Genomic DNA, 13,021 nt, shown 5'->3' with positions numbered 1-13,021 from the left:
GTATAGCATGGCCTTCCGGGCACATCCAGATGCGTCTTGCGATCGTGTCAACCCGGCGCCCTGTCCCCGGCCGCGGCGCCTCTGCTGTTTGATGCGGGGAATAAAAAAACCCGGCCGCGGCGCGCGCCGCCGGCCAGGTCGAGGGTAAGGGCACCCGGCCGCGGCCGGGTGCCCTCGGTGCCTGTCTTAGGCTTGCTTGCCGTTCAGTTTCGAATGGTGGCGCGCATAGGCGAAGTAGATCACCAGGCCGAGTGCCAGCCAGGCGATGAAGGCGATCCAGGTGTGGGCGCTCAGGAAGGACATCAGCACCAGGCAGAAGATGATGGCCAGGGCCGGGATCACCGGCACGCCAGGGCAACGGAAGGCACGCGGCAGGTCCGGACGGGTCTTGCGCAGGATGATGACGGCGACCGACACCAGCGAGAACGCGGCCAGGGTGCCGATGTTGACCAGCTCGGCCAGCACGCCCAGCGGCACCACGGCGGCGATCAGGCCGAAGATGATGCCGACCAGCCAGGTCGCGAAGAACGGCGTGCCGTATTTCGGGTGCACGGTCGAGAGCTTGGCCGGCAGCAGGCCATCGCGCGACATCGCGTACAGGATGCGGGTCTGGCCGTAGGCCATCACCAGGATCACGGTGCTCATGCCCAGGATCGCCGCCAGGTCGACGAAGCCGGCAACCCAGTCCTGGCCGGCGTATTGCAGCGCCAGCGACACCGGGTGATCGACGCCTTCGAATTTCATGAACGGAACGATGCCGGTCATGATCGCCGACACCGCCACGTACAGGATGGTGCAGACCACCAGCGAGCCGATGATGCCGATCGGCAGGTCCTTGGTCGGGTTCTTGACTTCTTCGGCAGCCGAGGTCACGGCGTCGAAACCGATAAAGGCAAAGAACACCAGTGCCGCGGCGCTCATCACGCTCGTCGCGCCGAAGGGCATGAAGGGCTGCCAGTTGTCGGGCTTGACGTAGCCGACGCCGACCACGATGAACAGCAGGACCACGCCGGTCTTGATCGCGACCATCACGTTGTTGACGCGGGCCGATTCGCGCACGCCGAGCGAGAGCATGAAGGTCAGGACCATCATGATCAGGAAAGCCGGCAGGTTGAACACGGTGTTGACGCCCGGGATGGCGCCAGGGGCGGCGCGCAGCGCTTCCGGCAGCACGATGCCGATGCCCTTGAGCAGCGACTGGAAATAGCCCGACCAGCCGACCGCAACGGTCGAGGTGGCGAGGCCGTATTCGAGCAGCAGGTCCCAGCCGATCATCCAGGCGACGAGTTCGCCCAGCGTGAGGTAGGAATAGGTGTAGATCGAGCCCGCCACCGGCACGCTCGAAGCGAATTCGGCATAGCACAGCGCGGCAAACCCGCAGGCCACGGCAGCGATGATGAAGGAAAGGGTCAGCGCCGGGCCGGCCGTGACCGCGCCGGTGCCCGTCAGCACGAAGATACCCGTGCCGACAATTGCCCCGATACCCATCAGGACCAGGTCCAGCGGTCCGAGGACCTTTTTCAACCCGCCCGGGGCGCGGCTGTCCGCGACCATGGCATCGAGATTTTTCGTCCTAAAAATACTCACTGCGTGTTCTCCTGTTTTTCATTATCTTTCTCCTCCAGGGAAGGTGCCGGGTCTCGCCAGCCGACTCCCCCTACTTTGCCCTTCGCTGTGCCTATCGCTGGCCCATGGCATTGCCCGCCTTGCCTGTCATCCACGCCCGAAGACAACAAACGCCGCCTCCACCGGTGGATGGAGGCAGAGCGCCACGCCGCCGGGATCAGGAACGGAAATGGGATCCAAGGGAGAGCGCCCGCGCAAGCGCCAGGCGCCGATCGAACCGCTTCGCGCCCGCGTCTTTACACACGGCCGCAAAAAAAAACGATAACAATAAGCCAGCACATCCGCATTATTGCTCCGCCAAGCCCGGTTGAGCAAGCTCGCCGTAAGGCAATCTTTCGGCGACCGCGTCCGGTCCGGCATGCGGCCCTCAGGCCAGGCTGGCCGGGCGCAGGCCGGCGCGTCGGCGCCGGGACCGGACCAGCACCCATCCGTACAGCAGGAGGTTGACCAGCGCGACCGCGGCGGCCAGCGCCAGCTGGACCTCCCGGGTCAGGCCGCCCGGGTAGAGCAGCGCCAGGAGGTAATGCTCGATAAAGCTTTCCGCGTAGCCCTCCAGCCCCGCGCGCAGGCGCAGCCCGTTCTCGAGCGCGGTCAAGGGACAGGCGCGCCCGGTCAGCTCCACGAAGACGCCCCAGGCGACGGCCGGCAGGTGCAGCAGCGCCAGGCGCGGCCAGCGCGCCACCAGGGCGGCGCCGAAGACGACGAACAGGACGAAGGCCAGGTGCGCCAGCAGGACCAGGCTCGATGCGATCGCAAGGCTCATGGCGGCCATGCGACCATGGTCGCGGGCGGCTGTCAAGGCGCGCACCCAACCGTGCAGGCCGCAAGCAGGCGTATCATCGTCACCAACTTGCATCAAGGAGAACAGCATGGGAGCAACTTCGAATACGCCGTCGCATGCGGCGGCAGGCCATCACACCCAGGACGAGGCTTCGGCCACCCTCGGCGTCGGCGGCCCGACCAGCGGCCAGGCCGGCGCCACGCCAACCCACGAGTCCCAGGCGGAGACCGGCGGCAGCGGCGGCGCGCAGCTGACGCATAGCCAGGGCGAGATCCAGGCCGCACCGGATGGCAAACCAGAGCCGGCGCCAGCCGCGCCCGAGGCGCAAGCTGCCGACAGCGCGATGCAGAGCGGCGCGCGCGGCGCCCAGGACACCCGCCCCGCGCAAGGCGGCGGCACCGGAACCGGCCTCGGCAGCCCGGAAAGCGGCGCCAACCAGTCCCCGCAGGACCTGCCGCCGCGCTGAGCGGCTAGACGCCGCTCACATCTTGATCATGCCGTGCTCGCCCGGATCGACGTCCGGGGTGGAGCCGGTCACGGCGGCCTTGGCCATCTGGAACAGGCGCACCATCTTGCTGTCGTTCGAGTCCCAGTATTCGGCGCTGTGCGGCGCGACCCGCACCAGCACCACGTGCTCGTCGTCGGGGCCGTGCGGGAACCAGGCCTGCACCATCGGGTTCCACAGGGCGCGGATGCGCTCGCGGTCGACCACCCGCTCGGCCGTGCCGCTGATCGACACGTACAGGCTGTCGTCGGGCTGGGCGAAGCTGACGTTGACTTCCGGCTGGACGGCGATGTTCTGCCACAGCGGGGCGTGGATCGAGGTGTAGAACCACAGGCCGCCCTGTTCGTCCGTTTCCTGGTTGGTCATCGGGTGGCTGATCAGGTGACCGTGCTCGTCGACCGTCGTAAACATCGCGAAGCGCATCGAGCGGATCTTGTCGGCCAGCGCGGCCGCCTGCGCGGAAGCGTTCGTGGACATGGCATCTCCTTCAGTTAAATGAGTCCACATACTAGGGCGCGCCGCTCCGCCGCTCCGTGCGCGGCCGAACCTTGCGCTCAGGTTGAGGATGCCGGCTGGTAGCGTCCCGGCGCCAGGATGCCGGCCGGGTCGAGGGCCGCCTTGATGCGCGCGACGGTACGCCAATACGTGTCGCCCTCCGGATCGAGCCGGCCCATCGCCTGGTTCCCGACACGGTAGGGAATATAGCCGGCATCCATCATGCGCTGGAAGACCTCGTCGTGACAGGCGCGGGCGCGCGCCGTTTCCTCCGGGTCTTCCTTGTCGTAGGCGACCGTCAGCACGCCGCCCAGCGCCCGTTCGTTGATCATGCTGAAGGTGGCGAACAGGTCGAAGCCGTGCTTCCAGAATACGCCCTGCGCCAGGTCGTGCACCGCCAGCATGTCGGCGCCGCGCATCGGCAGCACCGGCGACACCCACAGCAGGCCGCAATGGTCGCGCGCCGGATCGGCCGACTCGGGGAAGCGTTCCGGAAGGCCGCCGCGCCGGCGCCAATAGGCTCCGGCCAGGAAGCGCCCGCTCGGCGTGCCGTGGTTCATCCCGAACAGCGATTGCGCAATCGCCAGCCTGCTGCGCAACCGGCGGCCGGCCGGGCTCTCTCCCAGGACGCGGGCGAGCAGCCCGCCGATGCGCAGCTTGCGCTGAGTAATGAACACGGTGCGCGCCCGCGTGCCGCGCAGGGCCCGGCGCAGTGCGGCGCGCGCGGCCGCGACCTGGGCGCGGGTGCCGTACAGGGCGCCCGAGACGGTCCAGGGCTGGACGCCGGCGGCCCGGCAGAGCGCGCCGCGCACTTCCTCGGGCAGGCGCGCGCCCTGCTCCACCTGGGCGCGCGGAAACACGCCGCTGCCGGACAGGGCGCGCATGTCATTGCCGATATGCAGGATGCTGCGCAGGGTGCCGTCCAGCCGCAGCGGGCGCAGGGCGTCCACCACCGCCGCGATCTCGCCGTGCGCGGGGACGCTGCACAGGAAATGGTGGACGCACTCGACGCGCGGCATGAGCCAGATCCCGAGCTGGGTGACGATGCCCATGTTCGATTGGGTGAACAGGCCGTCGAGGAAAGGCCCGACCCCATACGGGAACAGGTGCGCGGCGCGCGCGTTGCGGTAGTGGCCGAAGCCGGTCCTGAGCAGCTCGCCATCGGCCAGCACGATCTCCATGCCCGCCACATGCTGGAGCCGGTTGCCGTAGGGAGAATGGCCGAAGCCGCGCTCCATGATATTGCCGACATAGCTGGTGTCGGGGCCGGCCCCGGTGCAATCGGCCCACAGCGGCAGTCCCTTTTCGCGCAGGAAGCACGACAGCTGGTGCTGGGTGACGCCGGGCTCGATCACGGCGTAGGCCAGTTCCGCGTCGACCTGGACGATCCGGTTCATGCGCGACAGGTCGAGCAGGACCTGGCCGGGGCCCACCGCACAGGCGTCGCCATAGCCCCAGTTCTTGCCGGTGCTGATCGGGTAAACCGCCAGCGCGTAGCGGGCGGCGATTCTCACCACTTGCGCCACCTCGTCGGCGCTGCCGGGGCGCGCCACGGCGAGCGGCAAGACCGGGAGCGCGGCCGTGCTGCGCGCGTAGCGTTCGCGCGTGCCGGGATCGCTCGCGAGGTGCTCGTGGCCGACGACGGCGACGATGGCGGCCAGTGCCTCGTCCAGGCAAGCCGGCCGGTGCAGGTCGTTGAGTTTGCTCATGGCCGTTCTCCCGCCTGGCACAGCGCGGCCAGGCGCGCGGTAATGCCCGCTTCGTCATGCAGCGGGAAGAAATAGGGGTAGAAGGAGCGCGCGACCCGCTCCTGGCCGGGCGCTCCGGCCCATCGCGCGATGTGCGCGCTCATGTGGTCGACCGGCAGCCGCAGCAGCACCGCCGGTGCGCCGACCCGGCTGCAATGGCGTTGCGCGCCGAACTCGGCGAAACCGAGCACCTGCCGGTAGAAGGCCACGTGGCGCGGATTGACTTCGATGACGTAGTCGGTGCAGGCGTGCAGCCTGGAGGCGTACAGGTGCGCGGTATGCATCAGGGCCGCGAACACGCGCTTCGACATGCCCTTGTCGATGGCCAGGCGCGACGGCTCGCACAGGCGGCGGCCCTCGCGCCGCAGGCTCTCCAGGCGATCGCCGAAATGCTCGTCCGCAGGCAGCCTGCCCTGGTGCTCGAGACACAGGCTGACCGTACCGACCAGTTCGCCGCCGGTTTCCGCATACAGCGTAAACGTCTTGCCGGCGCCGACCGCTCCGGCGTCGACCGCATAGCCGCGCCATGCGTACATGCGCTGTAACAGGACGCCGGCGTCCGCGTGCCGCTCGGCGGAGATCGCCAGGCGGACGTTGAATACCTGGGAGCCGGCATGGGCGGCATGGGCAGGGCTGCCCGGGCGGCGCGTGCCGGCGGCATCGGGGCGCGCCTGTCCCGGCGTTGGTGCGGACGGGTTACGGAAGCTTGCGATCGGCATTTCAACTACCAGCATACTTGTCTCCTTCGAAGATGGCGTCCCGCCGTCATTGGCGAAAACGGTCAAGCTGGCAGTCAGACAAGGTCAGCAGTAGCGTGGTTCCCGTGGTTCTATCCGGATGTTTATCATCTGAATGTAGGTCAAGCTCAAGAGAAATTTGTCACAAGCATTGAGCGGTTTGCGCCCGTTCCGGCGCCGACCGTTGCGCAAAAAACGGCCGGGTTTGACTGATATCAAGGGTGCGACCGTGTCGCGGAATGCCGCCGGCGCGCGGCCATATAATCGCCGGACGGTGCTGCAACTGAGTTGCAAATAAGCTTTAACTGAGCTGCCACTGAGCTGCAACTGTCCTTCACCAGACCTTCACCAGGCCCGCCGCAGGCCTTTACCGGAGACTCTGCCATGCCGTTCGATCGCTCCAGCAGGCTGCGCGCGCGGCCACCTTCGTGCGCGGCGCGGACATGATGGCCGGCAGCCTTGGCGCCGGGCGTGGCCACGGCGGCGGCCTGGTTCTGCACCATGGGTAGCCGCGCGCCCGCCGGCATGGCCGGCGCGCTCGCCGCGCCGCGCCTGGTTGCCCATGTGGTGAACCGGCTCGACGCGGCCGGTGCCGGTCCCGCCCTGCTCGACCTGGTCAACCATAGCCCGCCCGGACGCTACCGCCATGCCGTGCTCTGCCTGGGCGGGCAAGGTGGCGCAGGCGGCCGCCTGCGCGAGCTCGGCGTCGAGATCATCGACCTGCAGCGGCGCGAAGGCGGCAGCCCCGTTCCCGCTCCCGGCCAATTCCTGGGCATGGTGCGCGCGCTGCGCAGCCTGCGGCCGGACCTGGTCCACACCCGCAACCTCGGCGGGCTCGAGGGCCAGCTGGCCGCGGCGCTGGCCGGCGTGCGGCTGCGCGTGCACGGCGAATACGGGCGCGAGCCCTTCGAATCGCTCCAGCGGCGCCCTCCTGCCCTGCTGCACCCGCTCGTGCGGCCGCTCCTGCGTCCGCTTGTTCACCGCCTGCTGTATCCGCTGGCGACCCACTACATCGCCGCCAGCGCCGAACAGGAACGCTGGCTGATCGAGCAGATCGGCGCCGAACCCGCGCGCGTGTCGCACATCCCGCACGCGGTCGACAGCCTCGAATTCCATCCGCGCCTGGGGCCGCACGCGGCCGTCGGGCCCGACGGCTTCATGCGGGACGACGCATTCGTCATCGGCAGCGTCGGCCGCATGGACGAGGCCAACAAGGACAGCACCCTGGTCGAAGCCTTCCTGCGCCTGATCTCGTCGCCGCACCCGGCTCATGCGCGGCTGCGCCTGCTGATTGTCGGCGACGGGCCGCTGCGCGCCGAATGCCAGGCCATGCTCGAGCGCGCCGGCGCCGCGCACCGCGCCTGGCTCCCCGGCGAACGCGCCGACACCGCGCAGTTGCTGCGCGCGATGGACCTGATGGTGCTGCCGGCCCTGGCACAGGCCAGCGGCAAGGTGCTGCTCGAAGCCATGGCCAGCGGGCTGCCGGTGGTGGCCACCGCGGCCGGGGTGCACAAGGAACTGGTGCAGCCTGGGCTCACCGGCATCCTGGTGCCGCCCATGTCGCCGGACGTCATGGCGGCCGCCATCGCCGACTATTGCCGCATTCCCGAGATGGGCGCGCGCCACGGGGCGCGCGCCCGTGGCCAGGTGATCGCGCACCACAGCCTGCCGGCGATGGCGCACAGCTACCTGGCGGTCTACGACGCGCTCACCGCCGGCTGCCGGCTGCCGCGCTGAGCGGACGCGCAGTCCGCAGCGCCCGGCTCAGGCCAGCTGCGCCAGGGCGGCGCCAGGCGCTGCGGCCCCGACCCCGTCGCGGCTCCGCGCAAGCCAGGCCTCGAGCATCATCAGCTGCCAGACCATGCGCCCGTGCAGTGCCGGGTCTTCCGGCAGGCGGCGCGCCAGCAGCAGGTCGACGAACGAGCGGCGCACGATGCCGCGCCGGGCGAAAGCGGCCAGGCTGTCGTAGGCCAGCGCGCGCAGGCGCGCGTCGCTCTGCAGCCAGGCGCCGAAGGGCAGAGATGGCGCCGCCGCGGGCGGCGGCGCCTTGCAGCCGAGTTCGCCCAAGGCGCGCGCGAACAGCGCGTGCGCTGCCCCGGCACGCTTGTGCCGGGACGCCAGGCGCGCCGACATCGCCACCACCGCGTCGTGCAGGTAGGGATAGGCCGGGGCGACGCCGCTCGCTGCGCAGGCGGCGCGAAACGCCGGCAGCAGCCGGCACGGCAGGTCGCCCTGCAGTTCGAGGTCGACCGCGCGGTTGACGCCGCAGCGCGCCTGCGCCAGCCACCAGGCCTGCTCCTGGGCCGCGGCCGGGGCGTCCGGGTCGACCAGTTCGAGGAAGCCGGGCTCGAAGACGGCGGCCGCGCCATGCGCCAGCAGCGGGTTCGCGCGACGCAACCGCAGCGGGGCCGGCGCCAGCGACAGCTCGATGCGGGCGCGCAGGCGCGCGCAGGCGCCGGGAAGCCCGGCCGCGGCGCCGAACAGCAGCGGCTCGATCAGCAACTGGCGCAGCGCGCCCGGCAGGCGTTCGTAGCGGCCGGCGCGCGCCAGGGCGGCGTAGCGCCGGCTGCAGCCGAACAGTTGGGCACCGCCGAAGGCGCCGGCCAGGCGGCGCACCCCGTCCTCGCGCGCCATGCGCGCGGCAAACAGCATCGCCACCGCGGCCGGGTCGCCGCACGGGGCATCGGCGGCGCGCGCCAACGCCGCCATTGCGTCGGCCACGTCGTCGGCGCCGATCACGGTGTCGCGGTGCCGGCTTCCCAGGCGCGCCCCCAGCGCCCGCCCCCGCTTGAGCGTGGCGCTCGCCTGGGCACCGAAGCCGATCGTGTAGGTGGCGGGCGCGGCGCCGGTGGCGCGCGCCAGCAGCGCCGCCAGCAGCGCGCCGCCGGCGCCGCCCGCGAGCATCACCCCGCCCTGGTGCTGGCCTGCTGCCGCCGCGACCGCGCAGGACAGCGCATCGACCAGCGCGACCTCTGGCGCCGGGTCCTCCGCATGCTCGGTATAGCGCATGCGCCAGTAATGCAGGCGCTCGACGCGGCCCTCGCGCAGGTGCAGGCATTCGCCCGGCGCCAGCCGGAGCCCGCCCGCGTGCATGGTGCGCGGGCCGTGGGTCGCATCCAGGTAGAGATAGTCGAACAGCGCCTGCGGATCGGGCTCGGCGCCGGCGCCGGGGTGGCGCGCCAGCGCCTCCATGCTGCTGGCGAACAGCAGCGTCCGCCCGGCCATCCGGTAGAACAGCGGCCGGGTGCCGCAGCGGTCGACCGCCAGCAGCGCTTCGGCGCGCCGCTCGTCGAGGATGGCGAAGGCAAAATGTCCGGACAGCGCCGCACAGGCCGTGGGGCCGTGGCTGCGCCAGAGCCGCGCCAGCTCCTCGACGCGCTCGCCCCAGTGCACGATCAGGAGGCCGTCTTCATGATAAAGGAAGGCTTCGTCGGCGCCGCCGGAGAGCGCGGCCGCGCCGAGGCCATGGGCGCCGCTGCGGAGCAGCGCCCCATTGCCGAAGGGCGCGGCCATGTCCGCCAGCGGCAATGCCGCGGGCTCGCCCGAGAACCAGCCGCACAACCCGGTCATGGATGGATTCATTGCCTGATTCGTCGCTTGATTCGTTACTTGATTCATGGCGTCACCTCGGCAAACAGCGGCGCCAGTTCGCCGGCCAGCAGCGCGCGGTCGATCTGGCCGTCGCCGCAACGCGGCAGCGGCGTGCGCCGCACGTCGACCATGGCCGGCAGCATGTAGCGCGGCAGGCGCGCCTGGCAGGCTCCGAACAGGATTGTGGAATCGAGCCGGGCGCCCGGGCGCGGCGTGGCCAGCACCGCGATCACCTGCCCCAGCACAGGATGGGCGACTCCGACCGCCGCCGCCTCGGTCACCAGGCCGGTGCCGACCACGATTTTCTCGACCTCGCGCGGACTGACGCGATAGCCCTGGGTGACGATGATGTCGCTGCGCGCATCGAGCAGGTAGAGAAAGCCGTCGCCGTCCTTGCGCGCCGCCAGGCCGGGAAAGTAGCCGGTCTCGCGGCGCGCCAGTCCTGGCGTGGGCGGCAGCGCGCGGAAATGCGCGGCCGTGCGTTGCGGGTCGTTCCAGTAGCCGAGGGTGACGAGCGCGCCGCAGCGCGCCAGTTCCCCGGTCTCGCCGGGCAGGCAATCGCGCCCGTCCGGACGCAGCACCCGCCACTCGGAATACGGCAGCGCGCGCCCCATGCTGCCCGGACGTTCGTCCAGCATGGCCGGCATCAGGCTGGTCGAGCGGCAGGCGTCGCCGATGTCGTACAGCAGGTGGATCCGGGTACGCGGCAGCGCGCGGCGCAAGGCATCGAGCGCGCTGCGTTCCGGCGCGCCGCCGGCACAGACGAGGTAGCGCAATCCGCCGGCGGCATGGCGCAGGTCCTGGCCGGCGAGCGCCGCCAGGAGCGCGGGCGAGGCCACCAGGCCCTCGATCGACCCGCGCCCGAGCCGGCGCGCCAGCGCGGCGGCGCCGGGCTGGCCAGCGCTTGCCGCGGACGGCTCGAGCACCACGGTGGCGCCGGCCGCGAAAGCGGCCAGCAAGGCGTTCAGGCCGTGGTCGCTGTGCAGGGGCAGCGCCACCAGCAGCGCCTGGCCCGCTTCCATCCCTGCGCAGCGGACGGTCGACTGCGCGCCGGCGACCAGGTTGCGGTGCGACAGCGCCATGCCGCCCACCGGCCCGCGATCTCCCGCGCCAACGGTACGGTAATCGGCGCAATACAGCAGCGCCGCCAGCCCGGCCGCCGGCGCCGTCGCACTCTCCCCGCCGGCGCCGGCCAGGAAGGCATCCCAGCCGAGGGTCCGCAACAGGCCCGGGCCCGGGATATCGGACCGTGCCGGGCCGTCCTGCACGATCAGCAGGCGCAGCCGCGGACAGTCCGCCAGCACCGGCGCCAGGCTCGCCAGATCCCCGGCGCCGGCGACCAGGATCACCGCGCGGCAGTCGCGCAGCAGCGCGCCGCAGCGCTCGCCGCCGAGCGCCGGGTCGATCGGCACGACGGCGCACCCGGCGCCGGAAGCGCCGAGCAGCGCCGCGACGAAGGCCGGGCCATCGGGCAGGCGCAGCGCGACGCGCTCGCCGCCGCCTGCGCCGCAGGCGCGCAAGGCCGCAGCAAACGCGGCAGCGGCGGCGGCCCCGGCGGCCGCCAGCGCCGCGTAGGAGGTGCGCTGGGCGCCGTGCCGTAAGGCGATGGCGGCCGGTGTGTGCGCCGCCGCTTCCTCGACCAGTTCGTGGGACAACTGCGCCATGGCTTCCTCCGATCATGCTCAAAAGAAATCAATGATTCAGAAAATCTGCCTGTGGCCTATTGATCACCCTCAACATATGACCGGTCACTGCGCCTGTCAGCGCGCAACACCAGGCTGTGGCACGCGTGTCTAATTGACATAAATGCATGTTCGTTACACCGACAACCCGGCTTTGCCACGCGAGCGCTGTTGCACGTGCGCTGATGCGACAAGCCAAACGAGTGCAGGAGACGCCAGTCCATGAATGCGCCGCTGCTGACCACGCCCCGCGTGGAGCCCTTCTTCTTCGATGCCAGGCCGGGCACGCGCTTCAGCCTGTACCACGCGCCCAATCCCCAGGTGGCGCCGCGCGGCGCCATCCTCTACGTCCACCCCTTCGCCGAGGAACTGAACCGCACGCGGCGCATGGCGGCGCAGCAGTCGCGGGCATTCGCGGCGCTCGGCTACGCCGTGCTGCAGATCGACCTGTTCGGCTGCGGCGACAGTTGCGGCGAATTCAACGCCGGCCGCTGGCAGATCTGGCACGACGACCTGGCGCTGGCGGCCGCCTGGCTGGCCGAGCGCGACACCGGGCCGCTGACCCTGTGGGGCACGCGCCTCGGCGGCCTGCTGGCCCTGGACGCGGCGCGCCACCTGCTGCCGCGCCGGCTGCTGCTGTGGCAACCCTTCATGCGGGGCCGGGCCTGCATCAACGAGTTCCTGCGCATGTCGCCCCAGCTGCGCGATCCGGCGCCGGGCGCCCCGCGCAGCACGGCGGCACTGCGCGCCCAGCTGGCGGTGCACGGCGCGATCGAGGTCGGCGGCTACGAAGTGGCGGTACCGCTGGCCAGGGCGGTCGATGCCTGCGATGCGGCAAGCCTGCCGCTGCCGCCTTGCAGCGTCCACTGGTTCGCGCACGTCGGCACGGCGCCGGCGAAGGCCGCCGCCGGCGCCGCGCGCCTGGCCGAGCGCTGGGCGCCGGCCGGGGTCCGGCTGCATTTCCATGGCCTCGACAGTGCCCCGGACTGGAGCGGGCCGGGCGAGTTCGACTGCCCTGCCCTGCGCGCCGCCACCTGCGACCTGTTTTCGGGAGACCCGGCATGAAACTCGAACAGCGCGCCCTGCGCTTCCACGCGGCCGGTGTCGGCCTGATCGGCATCGTCGACGTGCCCGAGCGTCCGCTGGTGCGCGGCATGCTGGTGCTGCCCGACAGTACCCAGTACCGCGCCGGCAGCCACCGCCGCTTCACCTTGCTCTCGCGCCTGCTGGCCGGGCGCGGCATCGCCGTCATGCGCTTCGACCGGCGCGGCTTCGGCGACAGCGAAGGCGACCGGGCCAGCCCGGGCAGCATGCCGGCCGCCGAGGACATCGAAGCGGCATTGAAGGAATTTTTCATCCACGTGCCCGAAATGACAGAATGTGTCATCCTCGCCCCGGGCGACGCGGCCCCGCTCGCCGCCAGCTATGCGGCCGGCGACAGCCGGGTCACGGGACTGGCGCTGCTCGATCCGCTATTGCCGTCCCTCGCCGCTGGCGGCCTGCCGCAGCCGGCGCCGCTCTCGGTGGCGCAGCGGCTGTTGCGCCGCGCCGCCGCCCTCGGCCGCGCAGCAGCCGAGGCGGCCGGGGCTGCCGCGGCTCCAGGGACGGGCCCGGCAGCGGCGCCGGCGCCCGCCGGCTTCGGCGGCAGCGTCCTGCTGATCTGCGCCGGCAGTGCCGCCGGCAGCAGCTGCGCGCTGGAACACCAGGGCGCACCCAGCCGCCGCATCGAGCTCGCCGGCTGCGGCGAGGCCGGCGGCAGCGCCTGGCGCGAGGCGGTCGCCTTCGCCTGCGCCAGCTGGCTCACCTCCTGGTAGCATCAGGCCGCAAAATCGGGCCGCAAAATCGGGCAGCAGCGG

11 protein-coding genes are annotated in these 13,021 nt (G+C 71.2%); 4 read left to right on the top strand and 7 right to left on the bottom strand.

The features are described 5' to 3' along the window. Positions 1-186 precede the first annotated feature (186 nt). Both ACFPAH_RS20020 and ACFPAH_RS20015 read right to left on the bottom strand, forming a co-directional pair. Positions 187-1,587, bottom strand: coding sequence for an amino acid permease (locus ACFPAH_RS20020; RefSeq protein WP_379748836.1), 1,401 nt, complete (start codon positions 1,585-1,587; stop codon positions 187-189). Between the two features lie 406 nt (positions 1,588-1,993). Continuing rightward, entirely contained in the window at positions 1,994-2,389 is a 396-nt protein-coding gene (locus ACFPAH_RS20015; protein ID WP_379748834.1) for a DUF2784 domain-containing protein, read from the bottom strand. A gap of 106 nt (positions 2,390-2,495) precedes the next feature. Between ACFPAH_RS20015 and ACFPAH_RS20010 the strand changes: the two genes are divergently transcribed. Continuing rightward, positions 2,496-2,873 (top strand): hypothetical protein, encoded by a 378-nt coding sequence (locus tag ACFPAH_RS20010; protein WP_379748832.1) that lies wholly within the window; start codon positions 2,496-2,498, stop codon positions 2,871-2,873. 15 nt (positions 2,874-2,888) lie between these two features. On the opposite strand, the gene ACFPAH_RS20005 is transcribed toward ACFPAH_RS20010, so the two are convergent. The 3 genes from ACFPAH_RS20005 to ACFPAH_RS19995 form a co-directional block, all read right to left on the bottom strand. Further along, complete coding sequence (locus ACFPAH_RS20005) at positions 2,889-3,389, bottom strand: pyridoxamine 5'-phosphate oxidase family protein (protein ID WP_379748830.1); 501 nt, start codon at positions 3,387-3,389, stop codon at positions 2,889-2,891. 77 nt (positions 3,390-3,466) lie between these two features. Beyond that, the gene (locus ACFPAH_RS20000; RefSeq protein WP_379748828.1) at positions 3,467-5,116 is read right to left on the bottom strand and encodes an FAD-binding oxidoreductase; all 1,650 of its coding nucleotides are present in this window, start codon (positions 5,114-5,116) and stop codon (positions 3,467-3,469) included. Then, a complete protein-coding gene (locus ACFPAH_RS19995) occupies positions 5,113-5,889 on the bottom strand; it encodes an N-acyl amino acid synthase FeeM domain-containing protein (protein ID WP_379748826.1) in 777 nt (258 codons plus the stop codon). Before ACFPAH_RS19995 ends, ACFPAH_RS20000 begins: the two co-directional genes overlap by 4 nt. 474 nt (positions 5,890-6,363) lie before the next feature. On the opposite strand from ACFPAH_RS19995, the gene ACFPAH_RS19990 reads away from it, so the two are divergent. After that, on the top strand, positions 6,364-7,629 hold the full coding sequence (locus tag ACFPAH_RS19990) for a glycosyltransferase (RefSeq protein ID WP_379748824.1): 1,266 nt from the start codon (positions 6,364-6,366) through the stop codon (positions 7,627-7,629). A gap of 27 nt (positions 7,630-7,656) precedes the next feature. On the opposite strand, the gene ACFPAH_RS19985 is transcribed toward ACFPAH_RS19990, so the two are convergent. Then, a complete protein-coding gene (locus tag ACFPAH_RS19985) occupies positions 7,657-9,474 on the bottom strand; it encodes an asparagine synthase-related protein (protein ID WP_379748822.1) in 1,818 nt (605 codons plus the stop codon). A 32-nt stretch (positions 9,475-9,506) separates the two neighbouring features. Further along, complete coding sequence (locus ACFPAH_RS19980) at positions 9,507-11,147, bottom strand: AMP-binding protein (protein WP_379748820.1); 1,641 nt, start codon at positions 11,145-11,147, stop codon at positions 9,507-9,509. A 240-nt stretch (positions 11,148-11,387) separates the two neighbouring features. On the opposite strand from ACFPAH_RS19980, the gene ACFPAH_RS19975 reads away from it, so the two are divergent. Both ACFPAH_RS19975 and ACFPAH_RS19970 read left to right on the top strand, forming a co-directional pair. Beyond that, positions 11,388-12,230 carry a hydrolase 2, exosortase A system-associated gene (locus ACFPAH_RS19975; RefSeq protein ID WP_379748818.1) on the top strand — a complete coding sequence of 281 codons (843 nt, stop codon included), beginning with the start codon at positions 11,388-11,390 and terminating at the stop codon, positions 12,228-12,230. Further along, on the top strand, positions 12,227-12,979 hold the full coding sequence (locus tag ACFPAH_RS19970) for a hydrolase 1, exosortase A system-associated (protein WP_379748816.1): 753 nt from the start codon (positions 12,227-12,229) through the stop codon (positions 12,977-12,979). The genes ACFPAH_RS19975 and ACFPAH_RS19970 overlap by 4 nt, the downstream gene beginning before the upstream one ends. Positions 12,980-13,021: the final 42 nt, after the last annotated feature.

This window comes from Massilia sp. GCM10023247 (assembly GCF_042653325.1).
GTDB lineage: Bacteria > Pseudomonadota > Gammaproteobacteria > Burkholderiales > Burkholderiaceae_D > Telluria.
This window is presented reverse-complemented; position numbering and strand designations above follow the sequence as displayed.

Coding starts and splice junctions, on each gene's coding strand:
- ACFPAH_RS20010 (WP_379748832.1), top strand. CDS start 2,496: ATGGGAGCAACTTCGAATACGCCGTCGCATGCGGCGGCAGGCCATCAC.
- ACFPAH_RS20000 (WP_379748828.1), bottom strand. CDS start 5,116: ATGAGCAAACTCAACGACCTGCACCGGCCGGCTTGCCTGGACGAGGCA.
- ACFPAH_RS19975 (WP_379748818.1), top strand. CDS start 11,388: ATGAATGCGCCGCTGCTGACCACGCCCCGCGTGGAGCCCTTCTTCTTC.
- ACFPAH_RS19995 (WP_379748826.1), bottom strand. CDS start 5,889: ATGCTGGTAGTTGAAATGCCGATCGCAAGCTTCCGTAACCCGTCCGCA.
- ACFPAH_RS20005 (WP_379748830.1), bottom strand. CDS start 3,389: ATGTCCACGAACGCTTCCGCGCAGGCGGCCGCGCTGGCCGACAAGATC.
- ACFPAH_RS19970 (WP_379748816.1), top strand. CDS start 12,227: ATGAAACTCGAACAGCGCGCCCTGCGCTTCCACGCGGCCGGTGTCGGC.
- ACFPAH_RS19985 (WP_379748822.1), bottom strand. CDS start 9,474: ATGAATCCATCCATGACCGGGTTGTGCGGCTGGTTCTCGGGCGAGCCC.
- ACFPAH_RS19980 (WP_379748820.1), bottom strand. CDS start 11,147: ATGGCGCAGTTGTCCCACGAACTGGTCGAGGAAGCGGCGGCGCACACA.
- ACFPAH_RS20015 (WP_379748834.1), bottom strand. CDS start 2,389: ATGAGCCTTGCGATCGCATCGAGCCTGGTCCTGCTGGCGCACCTGGCC.